The organism is Roseovarius sp. CAU 1744, from assembly GCF_039839345.1.
Classification (GTDB): domain Bacteria; phylum Pseudomonadota; class Alphaproteobacteria; order Rhodobacterales; family Rhodobacteraceae; genus Roseovarius.
The window spans coordinates 14,876-28,285 of the sequence record NZ_JBDOQV010000005.1 but is presented as its reverse complement, the minus strand read 5'-3'; the positions used below and the strand labels follow the sequence as shown (position 1 = coordinate 28,285).

Annotated in this window: 10 protein-coding genes; 6 read left to right on the top strand and 4 right to left on the bottom strand. The window is 63.5% G+C overall.

Translation table 11 applies throughout. The features are described from left to right. Nucleotides 1-16 precede the first annotated feature (16 nt). The gene (gene dxs, locus AAFO92_RS11025; protein ID WP_347535000.1) at nucleotides 17-1,945 is read left to right on the top strand and encodes a 1-deoxy-D-xylulose-5-phosphate synthase; all 1,929 of its coding nucleotides are present in this window, start codon (nucleotides 17-19) and stop codon (nucleotides 1,943-1,945) included. Between the two features lie 25 nt (nucleotides 1,946-1,970). On the opposite strand, the gene AAFO92_RS11020 is transcribed toward dxs, so the two are convergent. Next, complete coding sequence (locus tag AAFO92_RS11020) at nucleotides 1,971-2,363, bottom strand: hypothetical protein (RefSeq protein ID WP_347534998.1); 393 nt, start codon at nucleotides 2,361-2,363, stop codon at nucleotides 1,971-1,973. Between the two features lie 85 nt (nucleotides 2,364-2,448). Between AAFO92_RS11020 and AAFO92_RS11015 the strand changes: the two genes are divergently transcribed. Beyond that, entirely contained in the window at nucleotides 2,449-3,549 is a 1,101-nt protein-coding gene (locus tag AAFO92_RS11015) for a PQQ-dependent sugar dehydrogenase (protein ID WP_347534996.1), read from the top strand. 78 nt (nucleotides 3,550-3,627) lie between these two features. On the opposite strand, the gene AAFO92_RS11010 is transcribed toward AAFO92_RS11015, so the two are convergent. Continuing rightward, complete coding sequence (locus tag AAFO92_RS11010) at nucleotides 3,628-4,203, bottom strand: DUF1523 family protein (RefSeq protein WP_347534994.1); 576 nt, start codon at nucleotides 4,201-4,203, stop codon at nucleotides 3,628-3,630. A 132-nt stretch (nucleotides 4,204-4,335) separates the two neighbouring features. On the opposite strand from AAFO92_RS11010, the gene AAFO92_RS11005 reads away from it, so the two are divergent. Further along, nucleotides 4,336-5,148 (top strand): cyclase family protein, encoded by an 813-nt coding sequence (locus tag AAFO92_RS11005; RefSeq protein ID WP_347534992.1) that lies wholly within the window; start codon nucleotides 4,336-4,338, stop codon nucleotides 5,146-5,148. A gap of 51 nt (nucleotides 5,149-5,199) precedes the next feature. On the opposite strand, the gene AAFO92_RS11000 is transcribed toward AAFO92_RS11005, so the two are convergent. Continuing rightward, nucleotides 5,200-6,441 (bottom strand): aminopeptidase P family protein, encoded by a 1,242-nt coding sequence (locus AAFO92_RS11000; protein ID WP_347534990.1) that lies wholly within the window; start codon nucleotides 6,439-6,441, stop codon nucleotides 5,200-5,202. Nucleotides 6,442-6,609: 168 nt separating this feature from the next. On the opposite strand from AAFO92_RS11000, the gene AAFO92_RS10995 reads away from it, so the two are divergent. Further along, nucleotides 6,610-7,605, top strand: a complete 996-nt coding sequence (locus tag AAFO92_RS10995) for a P1 family peptidase (protein ID WP_347534988.1) — start codon at nucleotides 6,610-6,612, stop codon at nucleotides 7,603-7,605. 77 nt (nucleotides 7,606-7,682) lie between these two features. Here AAFO92_RS10995 and AAFO92_RS10990 read toward each other — a convergent pair whose 3' ends face one another. After that, nucleotides 7,683-8,471 (bottom strand): alpha/beta hydrolase, encoded by a 789-nt coding sequence (locus AAFO92_RS10990; protein ID WP_347534986.1) that lies wholly within the window; start codon nucleotides 8,469-8,471, stop codon nucleotides 7,683-7,685. 82 nt (nucleotides 8,472-8,553) lie between these two features. Here AAFO92_RS10990 and AAFO92_RS10985 point away from each other — a divergent pair, with 82 nt between their 5' ends. Both AAFO92_RS10985 and AAFO92_RS10980 read left to right on the top strand, forming a co-directional pair. Continuing rightward, nucleotides 8,554-10,026, top strand: coding sequence for an NAD-dependent succinate-semialdehyde dehydrogenase (locus AAFO92_RS10985; RefSeq protein WP_347534984.1), 1,473 nt, complete (start codon nucleotides 8,554-8,556; stop codon nucleotides 10,024-10,026). Nucleotides 10,027-10,359: 333 nt separating this feature from the next. Further along, a complete protein-coding gene (locus tag AAFO92_RS10980) occupies nucleotides 10,360-13,407 on the top strand; it encodes an aminotransferase class III-fold pyridoxal phosphate-dependent enzyme (RefSeq protein WP_347535663.1) in 3,048 nt (1,015 codons plus the stop codon). The last annotated feature ends 3 nt before the right edge of the window (nucleotides 13,408-13,410 follow it).

The window sequence follows — 13,410 nt, the reverse complement described above, 5'->3', positions numbered from 1 at the left end:
TGTGGGTACGCCCAGAATGCCGAACCGCCCCGAAACGCCCCTCCTGGATCAGGTCCACGGCCCGGCCGACCTCAAACGTCTGTCGGATGCCGAGCTGTCCAGGCTGGCGGGTGAGCTGAGGGCCGAGACGATCAGCGCCGTGTCCGAGACCGGCGGGCATCTGGGCGCGGGCCTGGGCGTGATCGAGCTGACCGTGGCGCTGCACGCGGTCTTCGACGCGCCGCGTGACAAGATCATCTGGGACGTGAGCCACCAGTGTTATCCGCACAAGATCCTGACCGGACGGCGCGACCGGATCCGAACCCTCAGGCAGAAGGACGGGCTGAGCGGATTCACCAAACGGTCCGAATCCCCCTATGACCCGTTTGGCGCCGCCCATAGTTCAACCTCGATCAGTGCCGCGCTCGGCTTTGCCGTGGCCCGCGATCTGGGCGGCGCGTGCGAGACCGGCCATGGCGATGCCATCGCGGTGATCGGCGACGGCGCGATGAGCGCGGGCATGGCGTTCGAGGCGATGAACAACGCGGGCCACCTGAAGCGCCGTTTGATCGTCATTCTGAACGATAACGAGATGTCGATTGCGCCGCCCGTCGGCGCGCTGTCCTCTTACCTGTCGCGGCTTTATGCCGGTGAGCCGTTCCAGGAATTCAAGGCCGCCGCCAAGGGCGCGGTGTCGCTGTTGCCGGAGCCGTTCCAGGAAGGGGCCAGGCGCGCCAAGGAAATGCTCAAGGGCATGGCCGTGGGTGGCACGCTCTTCGAAGAGCTCGGGTTTTCCTATGTCGGTCCCATCGACGGGCATGACATGGATCAGCTCTTGCCCGTTCTGCGTACGGTGCAGCAGCGCGCGACCGGGCCGATCCTGATCCATGTAACCACGAAAAAAGGCAAGGGCTATGGGCCGGCCGAGGCCGCGCGCGACGGCGGCCACGCCACCGCCAAGTTCGACGTCGCCACCGGCGAGCAGAAAAAGGTGCCTTCGAACGCGCCCAGCTATACCAAGGTCTTTGCCAATAGCCTGCTGAACCTGGCCGCGCGGGACGACAAGATCTGCGCGATCACCGCCGCCATGCCCGACGGGACCGGCCTGGACCTCTTTGCCGAACGCTACCCGTCACGCTGCTTTGACGTGGGCATTGCCGAACAACATGCCGTGACCTTCTCGGCGGGGCTGGCCGCAGGCGGGATGAAACCGTTCTGCGCGCTTTATTCGACCTTCCTGCAGCGTGGCTATGACCAGGTGGTGCATGATGTCGCGATCCAGCGCCTGCCAGTGCGCTTCGCGATTGATCGCGCCGGGCTGGTGGGCGCGGACGGGGCGACCCATGCGGGCAGCTATGACGTGGCGTTTCTGTCCAACCTGCCGGGATTTACCGTGATGGCTGCCGCGGATGAGGCGGAGCTTGTGCATATGGTGGCGACCGCCGCCGCGCATGACAGCGGGCCCATCGCCTTTCGGTATCCGCGCGGCGAAGGGCAGGGGGTTGAGATGCCCGAGACGGGCCAGCCGCTGGAGATCGGCAAGGGCCGGATCATCTCGCGCGGGGCACGGGTGGCGCTCTTGTCCTTCGGCACGCGGCTGGGCGAGGTGCGGAGAGCCGCCGAGGCGCTGAGCGCGCGCGGTCTGACCCCCACGATTGCCGATGCGCGTTTCGCCAAACCGCTGGACGAAGATCTGATCCTGTCTCTGGCGGCAGACCACGAGGCGCTGATCACCATCGAAGAGGGCGCGATTGGCGGGTTCGGCAGCCATGTGGCGCAGCTTCTGGCTGAACACGGTGTCTTCGACCGCGGGTTCAAATTCCGTTCGATGGTGCTGCCGGATATCTTCATCGACCAGGCCAGCCCCGAGGATATGTACCACGTGGCGGGTCTGGATGCGACCCGGATCGAAGCCAAGGTTCTGGAGGTTCTCGATATTGCGCAGATCGGCGACCTGCGCGCCTGACACGGATATTGAGCACGCCTTCGGCTCAATAAGGCTCTCCACAGTCCAGACCTATTGCAATCGGGTTTTCGGTGTCGCCGTCCGGCGCGTGTACCCAAACGAACCCGTCGATGTTTCGCAGTACCTTGTCTTTGGGCAGTTCCTTCACATCCCCCAGGACCTTTCCGTCATAGGCCGCGATCCCAATCTCTCCGGGTAACCTGAGATGCACAGGGAAGTAACCGTAGCCGACATGCGAGAAGGTGAGCCATACCGTCGTACCCTGTTGCAAATCAACGGGGTTACCGTCAACGCGAACACCGGTTTCATCGCGTAGCGTCCTACAGTTGTATTGCGGATCAAAGGCGGCGGCTGACTGCTCCGGGTTGCATAGGACAATCGCTGTGATGGCAAGGCAACGGGTAATTGGGATCAGCATTAATAAATTACCGCTTCATGGATTTCTTTTCGCCCCAATCGGCCTACATTCCCTAGCATACATGACTGGAAGGGGTAAAGTACCCGTGCTGAAATCTTCAACAGTGATAGCGCTGCTTTTTCTTGCGTTTCTTCATGTCTCCCCGGTTCTTGCGCTGGATACCAGTCAGGGCAAACTTACACTTTCCAAAATGGCCAGCGGTCTGGACGAACCCTGGGGTTTCGGCTTCCTGCCGGACGGCTCGGTGCTGATTACCGAAAAGGGCGGCACGCTGTGGCGGCTGGTGGATGGCGACCGCCATCTTGTGGACGGCATGGCGGAGGTGGCAGAGCAGGGTCAGGGCGGGCTGTTGGATGTGATGATCCCCCGCGATTTCCAGGCCAGCCGCGAGGTTTTCTTCACCTATTCCAAGTGGCAGCCTGACGGATCGGGCACGGCCGTGGGCGTGGCGCGTCTGTCCGAGGACGGTCGGCGGCTGGACGGCTGGACCGAGATCTTCGAACTGACGCCCGGCTCTTCCGGGGGGCGGCATTTCGGCAGCCGGATCGTCGAGGCGCCGGATGGCACGCTTTTTGTCACCATCGGCGAGCGTGGCGACCGCCCCTCGGCCCAGGATCTGAGCCGCGAGAATGGTTCGGTCATCCGGATCAACCGTGATGGCTCGATCCCCGTCGACAACCCGTTTGTGGATGACCCCGCTGCCCGGCCCGCGATCTGGTCCTATGGGCATCGCAACCCGCAGGGGGCGGGGCTGGACCTGGACGGCAATCTCTGGGTCAGCGAACACGGTGCGCGCGGCGGAGACGAGGTGAACGCCGTGCGCAAGGGGGCGAACTACGGCTGGCCGGTGATTTCCTACGGGCGGCACTATTCCGGCGCCAAGATCGGCGAGGGCACCGCGAAGGACGGCATGGCACAGCCCGAATTCTACTGGGATCCCTCGATCGCGCCTTCGGGGCTGATGGTTTATTCCGGCGCGCTGTGGCCTGAGTGGGAGGGTGATATCTTTGTCGGGTCGCTGAAATTCGACTATATCGCCCGGCTGGGCGGCGACCCCTTGGCGGAAGAGGAACAGTTGCAGTCCGGGGAAACCGAGCGCGTGCGCGACATCCGCGAGGCGCCTGACGGGTCGATCTGGTTTCTCAGCGTGGGCAGGGGCGCGCTCTATCGGATGTCACCGGGTTAAACGCTGGTGGCAGGGCAACCCGGCCCTGGTGCCACGCGGGGGTACAGGCGCGCCGCGATTGCCATCGCAAGCAGGCGCTCAGCCCCAGCCGTCGGTCCATTCATCGTATTTGGCTTCGATCCGGTTCTTGCGGAACCTGATCCAGCGCACGCGGATCGCCCAGTATGTGGCAAAGAGAATGGTCAGCACGGCGATGTTGAACCACGGGATAATCGTGACCTCCGGCCCATCGACCTGACGGACACTGACCGCGTTGGGAAAGATCGACAGGAACTCGTTGCGCCAGCCGTAATGCTTGATCGCCACCCATTTCGGCGCCTCGGCGGATGATTTCAGGTCCGCCGCCTCGGCCTGCAGGTTCGAGGTGTCGAACTTGAAATAGGGCGGCCAGCCCCAACCGGTATCCTCGTTGCGATAGACCATCACCCGGCCATTGCTGAGCCGGGACTGGATGAAGAAAACGTCACGGTTCGTTACCGTGGGATCATTGCCGACATCCGCGCTGGACCAGAAGATTGAGTTCTCACCGAAATCTATCCGCTTCTCATAGGTGTCTGTCACGCGGGCAATGTCATGCTGCGGTAATGTGTAGTGAAAGAAGGCGATGACCAGCAGCCAGAAGCACACTCTGAACACCCATTTCACATAGACCATGCAGGCCCCCTATCTGATACGCTTCAAGACATTGATCGCCGTTCTCGGGAACATCGCCCAGATGTGACTCGACCGTGTCCCAGCCCGTGCTACCCTCTTCTCATCTATAACCGGAAACGACTGGAGAAAACCATGTGCGATATATGTGTCCTGAACTCAGTGAAGGAGAAAATGCTGTCACGGCGCGCGTTTTTTAGCGCAACCGCCGCAGCCGGGACCGCCGCCGCGCTTGGCGCCGCGACCGCCCCGCCCGCACTGGCCCAGGGGCATGGTACGATCGAAGACATGACACATGCCTTCGATGCGGATTTTCCAACCTATCTGGGCGCCCCCGGCATCGAGATGGAGCAGAAATTCAACTTCGCCGAAAATGGTTTGAACCTGTTCACGATGAACCTGAACGAGCATACCGGTACGCATATAGACGCCCCTCTGCATTTCTCCGCTGACGGTGCATCGGTCGATGAAATACCGGTCACATCGCTGGTGGCGCCGCTCTGCGTGGTGGATATCGCGGCCCGCGCGGCCGAGGACGCGGATACGCAGCTGACCCCGGATGACCTGAAGGCATGGATCAGCGCGAATGGTGACATTCCGGACAATGCCTGTGTCGCGCTCTACTCGGGCTGGGGCACCAAGACCGGGGGTGAGGGCTACCGCAATTTCGACGGCGAGAAGATGCATTTCCCGGGGTTCCATGTCGAGGCCGCGCAGATGCTGCTTGAGACCGGCGCCGGGTCGATCGCAAGTGACACGCTGTCGCTCGATCACGGGGCGTCGGGCGATTTCGCGACCCACTACGCCTGGTTGCCAACCGGCCGGTTCGGGATCGAGAACATCGCCAATCTCGACAAGATGCCGGCCAGCGGCGCCACGATCCTGGTCGGCGCGCCCAAGCACCGAGGCGGCACCGGCGGCCCGGCACGCATCTTCGGAATGATCTGATTGGTAAAAAGGGCGGCCATTGGGGCCGCCCTCACCACCTTGAACCGGGTGTCACCCGACCACGTTGAACTCGGGTCCGTAGGGATAGCCGGTGATGTTTTCGTTGCCGTCCTCGGTGATTACCAGCACGTCGTGTTCGCGGTAACCGCCCGCGCCGGGCTGGCCATCGGCGATGGTCAGCATCGGCTCCATCGAGATCACCATGCCCGGCTCCAATACCGTATCGATGTCCTCGCGCAGCTCCAGCCCGGCCTCGCGGCCATAGTAGTGGCTCAGCACGCCGAAGGAATGGCCATAGCCGAAGGTGCGGTATTGCAGCAGGTCTCGCTCGGCGAAGAAATCGTTGATCTTGTGCGTGACCTCGGCGCAGCTGGCACCGGGTTTCAGCAGCGACATGCCGTATTCATGGGCGGCCACGTTCGCCTCCCAGATCGCCAGCGACGCATCGTCGACCTCGCCCACGAACATGGTCCGCTCCAGCGCCACGTAATAGGCGCTGACCATCGGGAAGGTGTTGAGGCTCAGGATATCGCCGCGCTGCAGGACGCGTCCCGTCACCGGGTTATGCGCGCCGTCGGTGTTGAGGCCTGATTGGAACCAGACCCAGGTGTCGCGGTATTCCGCATCCGGGAAGACGCGCGCGATCTCGGCCTCCATCGCGTCGCGGCCCGCCATCGCCACGTCGATCTCGCGCGTGCCGGTCCGCACCGCGTCGCGGATCGCGTAGCCGCCCACATCGGCAATCGCGGTGCATTGGCGGATCTGCGCGATTTCTGCCGCCGATTTGTGCATCCGCTGGCGCATCGTGTGGCCCGCGATATCGACGGTCTTTGACGGAATCAGGAACGCCTCAAGCTTGTCCCGTTGCATCAGGGTCAGGTGATCGCCCTCATACCCCACCACGCGGCCTTTGCCGCTGACCGACAGGATCGCCCGCCAGTAATTGTCGCGCTGCCAGTCGGTATAGGTGATGTTGTCGCAGAACGACCGCCGCCAGGGTTGGCCGGCGTCGATGCCCGCGCTGATCGTCACGCAGTCATCCTTGGTGACGACCAGACCATAAGGCCGGCCGAAAGCGCAATAGAGAAAGCCCGAGTAATAGGCGATATTGTGCATCGATGTGAATACCGCGGCCTCGACGCCCGCCTCGGCCATGAGCCGGCGCAGGCCGGCGATACGGGCCTCGTATTCGGATAAGTCAAAGGCCAGCGGTGCCTTTTCGCCATTGTGGAAACGGTACATCTCGGGGCGGGCGGTGCCGCCAAAGCGGGTGATGTCTTGATATGCAGTCATAGTGACCTCCTGCGAAAGAGGTCCCGGCGTTCAGGACTGTTGGGATATAGGCGGCCAAGACCCTGTATAAGAGCGGGCGACGCCATCGCCCCGGCCTGACGCCCTTCTTGCCGATCCCGCGCAATCTGGCAAGATGTTTTGCGACACCAAAAGGGACGTTTTCATACCATGAGCGCAAAACCGGGAGTTTTGAACCTGATCACCGATGTGGCGGGCCTGCGCGTCGGCAACGCCGAGGATGCCACCCGCAAGACGGGCGTGACCGTTTTGCTGGGCGATGCGCCCTTCACCGCCGGGGTGCATGTGATGGGCGGGGCGCCGGGCACGCGCGAAACCGACCTGCTGGCGCCGGACAAGACGGTCGAGCAGGTCGACGCGCTGGTGCTTTCCGGCGGGTCGGCCTTCGGGCTTGATGCCGCCTCGGGCGTGGCGGACGGGCTGCGCGCAATCGGGCGCGGCTTTGCCGTGGGGGGCCAGCGCGTGCCGATCGTACCCGGCGCGATCCTGTTTGACCTGCTCAATGGCGGCGACAAGAACTGGTCAGACAATCCCTATAAATCGCTTGGCAGGCAGGCGCTGGACAGGGTCTCTGCCGATTTCGCGCTGGGCAGTACCGGCGCGGGCACCGGGGCCACGACCGCCAACCTGAAGGGCGGCCTGGGCTCGGCCTCGCTGGTGCTTCCCTCGGGCCATACAGTCGGCGCGCTGGTCGCGGTGAATGCGCTCGGGTCGGCCGTGGTGGGGGACGGCCCGCATTTCTGGGCCGCGCCCTTCGAGATCGGGGAAGAGTTCGGCGGGTTGGGCGTTGCCGAGGCGTTCCCAACGGTACAGATCCCGCGCACCAAGCTGGCGCAACATGCCAATACCACCATCGGCATCGTCGCCACCGATGCAGCCCTGACTCAGGCGCAATGCGCGAGGCTTGCCACGGTGGCCCATGACGGTTTTGCCCGTGCCCTGGTGCCGTCGCACACGCCGATGGATGGCGACCTGATCTTTGCCGCCGCCACCGGAACGGTGCCGGCTGAGCCGCCGGTTTCCGACCTGCTGATGATCGGCCACGCCGCCGCATCCTGCATGGCGCGTGCCATCGCGCGGGCGGTGTTCGCGGCCCAACCGGCCACAAACGACGCGCTACCCTGCTGGTCCGCGCGCCAATGGTAACTTCACCGTTCCGAAAATACTCATTCCGTTTCCGGGCGCCGCAAATGCCAGGATTGAGTATTTCTGGAACGGTGAAATCAGCCCAGCAGTGTCCGGATCATACGGCTTTCGGGATCTGTCAGACCGTCTATCACGTCGAAATGGTGGCGATGATCCTCGATCACATGGGCTGCATCCCAGGCCTCGGCAAGCCAGCGCGCCTGATCCAGGAACACGGGGCGTTCGTCGGCCCCCACCCAGACCGTGACCGGCACATCCTGGGGTGACATCAGCGCCGGGCTTTCGGCAACAGCCAGCGCATCGTCCAGATTGAAATCTGCGTTCATCGACGTGTTGATCAGCGGTCGCAGGTCCGATACGGGCGAGATCGGCATCACATGACGGATGCGCCCGAAGACCGGCGCGGGCAACAGGCCCTGGATGCACATCCGCGCGACCAGATGACCGCCGGCGGAATGCCCGGCCAGGATGATCGGGCCGTCGACCTGACCGGCTGCCTGCGGGATCGCCCGCGCGATCTGTCCGGTAATATCCGAGATCCGCACATCAGGGCAGAGATCGTAGGACGGCATTGCCACCGCCCATCCCCGCGCCACCATCCCCGCCGCGAAATGCGACCAGAAGCTGCGGTGGAACTTCAGCCAGTAGCCGCCGTGAACAAACACGAACAGGCCCTGCGGCGTGCCCTCGGGGTGGAACAGGTCGTAGCGCTGCCGTTCGGACGGGCCGTAAGACTGCCCAAGCTCGGCCCGCCCTGCGGCGCTAAGTTCGTCGCGGTAGGCGGCCGCCTGTTTGGCCCAGCGTTCGGGATAGGCGTCGGCCCCCGCTATGTAAGGCGCGTTGGCATAGGCATCGTCCCAATCCATCGGCATAACTCCCCTCCGGTACTGGACAAGCCTAGCGCAAGATGCTTTGGCTGTGCGAGACCAATTTCAGGGGAAAACCGACATGACCGAGACCAATCTGAAATCGCTGCTGAAAGACCCGTCGCTGCTGGCCGAGAAAGCCTATGCCGGCGGCCAGTGGGTGGACGGCGACGGCGGCACTTTTGACGTCACCAACCCCGCCCGTGGCGACGTGATCGCCAAGGTAGCGGACATGAGCCGGGCACAGGTCGCCGACACCATCGCCGCTGCCCAAGCGGCCCAGAAGGACTGGGCCAAGTGGACCGGCAAGGAACGCGCCGCCGTGCTGCGCAAGTGGTTCGACCTGATGATGGAGAACGCCGATGACCTGGCGACCATCCTGACCGCCGAGCAGGGCAAACCGTTGGCCGAGGCCAAGGGCGAGATCGGCTATGGCGCGGCGTTCATCGAGTTCTTCGCCGAAGAGGCCAAGCGTATCTATGGCGAGACCATTCCCGGTCATCAACGCGACAAGCGCATCACCGTGATCAAGCAACCCATCGGCGTGGCGGCCTCGATCACGCCCTGGAACTTCCCCAACGCGATGATCACCCGCAAGGCCGCCCCGGCGCTGGCCGCGGGGTGCACCTTCGTGGGACGCCCGGCCGCGGAAACGCCGCTGTCGGCCACGGTGATGGGGGTTCTTGCCGAACGCGCGGGCATCCCGAAGGGCGTGTTCAACATCGTCACCTCGTCACGCTCTTCGGACGTGGGCAAGGAATTCTGCGAGAACCCGGCGGTGCGCAAGCTGACCTTCACGGGCTCGACCGAGGTGGGGCGCATCCTGCTGCGTCAGGCTGCCGACAGCGTGATGAAATGCTCGATGGAGCTGGGCGGCAACGCACCTTTCATCGTCTTTGACGACGCCGATCTGGATGCCGCGGTCGAAGGTGCGATCATGTGCAAGTTCCGCAACAACGGCCAGACCTGTGTCTGCGCCAACCGGATCTACGTGCAGGCGGGCGTCTATGACGCTTTCGCCGCCAAGCTGAAAGAGAAAGTCAGCCAGATGAAAATCGGTGACGGGCTTGAGGAAGGCACCGCCCTTGGCCCGCTTATCAACGCCGACGCCATCGACAAGGTACAGGAGCACGTGGCGGATGCGACATCGAAAGGCGCCGAGGTGATCCTGGGCGGCGGCGCGCCGATGGAAGGCACGGGCTATTTCCTGCCGCCCACGATCGTGACCGGCTGCACGCAGGACATGCAGGTGGCGACGGACGAGACCTTCGGCCCCTTTGCGCCGCTTTTCAAGTTCGAGGACGAGGATGACGTGATCGCCATGGCCAATGACACGATCTTCGGCCTTGCAAGCTATTTCTACGCCAAGAATCTGAGCCGCGTCTACAAGGTGGCGGAAGAACTGGAATACGGTATCGTCGGGGTCAATACCGGCATCATCTCGACCGAGGTCGCGCCGTTTGGCGGTGTCAAGCAGTCCGGCCTTGGCCGCGAAGGCAGCCATCATGGGATCGAGGATTACCTGGAGATGAAATACATCTGCATGTCGGTCTGAAATCGCCCGCGACAGGCAATAAGGCGCGGCGAGAAATCGCGGCGCCTTATTTTGTTCGAAATGCCCGGACTGAGACTTTGCTGTAATCGCGCCGTTGATGCCGGGACCGTTTTCTTCGAAGAAAACGGGATGGAAAATTACAAATTTTCCAAGACGGAATTTTCGAAAATTCCGTTGTCGCCAATGGTGACTTCGACCGTTTGTTCGATCTTTCCATCTGTGCTGACCGGCCAAAGGCACGGGTGGCGGCGAGGTTTGGTGATTGCAAGAAACCGGTAAACCGGGGGGTTTCGGGGGTTCAGGTCGGTGTGAAAATCAGGCTAACTGGCGCCGATCGCAACAACAGCACAGGTAGCACCGACGATGACAGCCCATTGGCAACAGGCCCTTTCCGAGACCTGGGGGATTGAGGCCCCGCTGACGCGGCTTGACGGCGAATACGATCTGAATTTTCGCGTCGGCGGCACGCCGGGTCATATCCTCAAGGTCATGCGCGCGGGCTGCGCGCCGGCGCTGGTCGAGATGCAGTGCCGAGCGATCGCGCATATCAACGCGGCGGCGCCAGATGTGCCGGTGCCGGGCGTGGTGGCGACCGCCGGAGGTGACCTGTTCGCTACGCTGCCCGATGAGACGGGACAAGACCGCCTTGTCTGGCTGCTGCATCGCGCAGGGGGCATTTCCTATGCCGACTTTCGTCCGCACATCGCGGCACTGGCCGGTCAGTTGGGACGGCATCTGGGGCGCATGAACAAGGCGCTGGCGGCATTCGACCATCCCGGGTTGCAGCGTGATTTCAAATGGAACCCGATGCAGGCGGCTTGGATCATTGACCAGACCACCGTCATCGAAGACGCATCGCGCCGGGCACTGCTGGAGCGGGTAATCGCCGGGTACCGATCTGTCCAACCGGCGCTTGAGCGCCTGCCGCAACAGGCGATCCACAACGACGTGAACGACTACAATATTCTGGTCGACGGCGGTCTGGGGGCGGCGCCTGAAATTACCGGCATCATTGATTTCGGGGATATGTGCGCCGCGCCGCGCATTTGTGAACTGGCCATTGCCGGGGCGTATCTGGTGCTGGACCACGAGGCCCCCGAGGTGATGCTGGAGGCGCTGGTGGCCGGCTATCATGCGGTGAACCCGCTGACCCCGGCCGAGGTTGATCTGGTCTGGCCGCTGATCGAGATGCGGCTGGCGGTGAGCCTGGTGAATTCGACGCGGATGGCGTTGGAAAACCCCGATGATCCCTATGTGGTGATCTCGCAGGCGCCCGCCTGGAAATTCCTTGAGGCCGGGCGCGTCGATCCGGCGCTGATCGGGGGGCGCCTGCGCGTCGCCTGCGGGCTGCCGGTGACGGATGCCGCGCCTCGGGTGATGGCATGGCTCGATGCCGAGCGCGGAAATTTCGCCCCGCTGATCGGCCAGGCGCTGGAGGATGTGCCGATGGGCGCGCTTGCGGTCGAGGCCAGCACGACGCCGCGCGACCCGTTCCGGATCACCGCCGAGGAGGCGGCGACCGCCGGGGCCGAATACCATGCCGATACGCCCGTCTGGATGGGATATTTTGCCGAGCCGCGCCTGATCTATACCGAAGACTTCTTTCGCCTTGGCCCGTGGAAGGCCAGCGACCGGCGCAGTGTGCATATCGCGGTGGATGTCTTTGCCAAGGCGGAAACGCCGCTATATGCGCCATTGCCGGGCGAGGTGGTGTTCGCCGGGTATCGCGATGCCAATCTGGATTATGGCGGGCTGGTGATGCTGCTCCACCAAACGCCCGCGGGCGACGCGTTCTTCACGCTCTATGGCCACCTGTCGAAGGCGTCGGCGACCGCGCTGAGACCGGGCCAGCAGATTGCCAGGGGGCAGGAATTCGCCCGGCTGGGCATCCCGGCCGAAAACGGCCGCTGGAGCCCGCATGTGCATTTCCAGTTGTCGCTGGCCTTCGACGGGATCGAAGATGACCTTCCCGGTGTCGCCGCGCCCGATCAACTGCCCTTCTGGGAGGCGCTTTGCCCCAACCCGGCGGCGCTGTTGAACCTGCCCGATGACAAGACCCGGTACCGGCCCGTCGACCGGTCGGAGATTCTGGACAAACGGCAGCGCCATTTCGGCGCCAACCTGAAGCTGAGCTATGACCAGCCGGTGATGCTGATGCGCGGCTGGAAACATCACCTGTTCGATGAATGGGGGCGACCCTACCTGGACGCCTATAACAACGTGCCCCATGTCGGCCATGCGCACCCGCGCATCCAGGCGGTGGCGGCGGACCAGCTTCTGCGGATGAATTCGAACACCCGCTACCTGCACCCGGCCCAGACCGCCTTTGCCGACAAGATCCTGTCGAAGATGCCCGAAGGGCTTTGCGTCTGCTATTTCGTCAATTCCGGCACCGAGGCAAATGAACTGGCCCTGCGGCTGGCCCGGGCCGCGACCGGTGGCAAGGATATGGTGACGCCGGACCACGGCTATCACGGCAACACCACGGGCGCGATCGACATCTCCGCCTACAAGTTCAATGCAAAGGGCGGGGTGGGGCAGCCGGACTGGGTGCAACTGATCGAGGTGGCCGATGATTACCGCGGCTCGTTCCGGCGTGACGATCCGGCGCGGGCGGAGAAATTCGCGGCCCTGACCGATGATGCGCTTGGCCATATCACCGCGCGGGGCGGCACGCTGGCCGGGTTCATCGCCGAGACCTTCCCCAGCGTCGGCGGCCAGATTATCCCGCCCGAGGGGTATCTGGCCGGGGTCTATGCCCGTATCCGCGCGGCAGGGGGCATCTGTATCGCCGACGAGGTCCAGACCGGGCTGGGCCGGCTGGGCACGCATTATTTCGGGTTTGAACAGCAGGGTGTGACACCGGACATCGTGGTGCTGGGCAAGCCCATCGGCAATGGTCATCCGCTGGGCGTGGTGGTGACGACTTCGGCGATTGCCGGGGCGTTTGCGCAAGGACCCGAATATTTCTCGACCTTCGGCGGCTCGACCCTGTCCTGCCGGATCGGCAGGGAGGTGCTGGAGATCGTCGATGACGAGGGGCTGATGGAGAATGCCCGCCGGATGGGCGCCGTGCTGATGGACGGGTTGCGCGGTTTGCAGAACGATTTCGAGGTGATCGGGGATGTGCGGGGCATGGGGTTGTTCCTGGGCGTAGAGCTGGTCAGTGACCGTGAAACCCGCACGCCGGGAACGGCTATTGCAGGTTACATCAAGAACCGGCTGCGCGACGCCCGGATCCTGATCGGCAGCGAGGGGCCGCATGACAACATCCTGAAAATCCGCCCGCCGCTGAGTTTCGACGTCGAAGGCTGCGACATGATCCTGACGGTGCTGCGGCGTGTGCTGGCCGAGGTGGAAATCCGGCGGCAACTGGGCTGAGCA

Excerpts from the sequence above, each read along its gene's own strand:
- dxs (WP_347535000.1), top strand. The coding sequence starts at position 17 with ATGCCGAACCGCCCCGAAACGCCCCTCCTGGATCAGGTCCACGGCCCG.
- AAFO92_RS11020 (WP_347534998.1), bottom strand. The coding sequence starts at position 2,363 with ATGCTGATCCCAATTACCCGTTGCCTTGCCATCACAGCGATTGTCCTA.
- AAFO92_RS11010 (WP_347534994.1), bottom strand. The coding sequence starts at position 4,203 with ATGGTCTATGTGAAATGGGTGTTCAGAGTGTGCTTCTGGCTGCTGGTC.
- AAFO92_RS11005 (WP_347534992.1), top strand. The coding sequence starts at position 4,336 with ATGTGCGATATATGTGTCCTGAACTCAGTGAAGGAGAAAATGCTGTCA.
- AAFO92_RS11000 (WP_347534990.1), bottom strand. The coding sequence starts at position 6,441 with ATGACTGCATATCAAGACATCACCCGCTTTGGCGGCACCGCCCGCCCC.
- AAFO92_RS10995 (WP_347534988.1), top strand. The coding sequence starts at position 6,610 with ATGAGCGCAAAACCGGGAGTTTTGAACCTGATCACCGATGTGGCGGGC.
- AAFO92_RS10990 (WP_347534986.1), bottom strand. The coding sequence starts at position 8,471 with ATGGATTGGGACGATGCCTATGCCAACGCGCCTTACATAGCGGGGGCC.
- AAFO92_RS10985 (WP_347534984.1), top strand. The coding sequence starts at position 8,554 with ATGACCGAGACCAATCTGAAATCGCTGCTGAAAGACCCGTCGCTGCTG.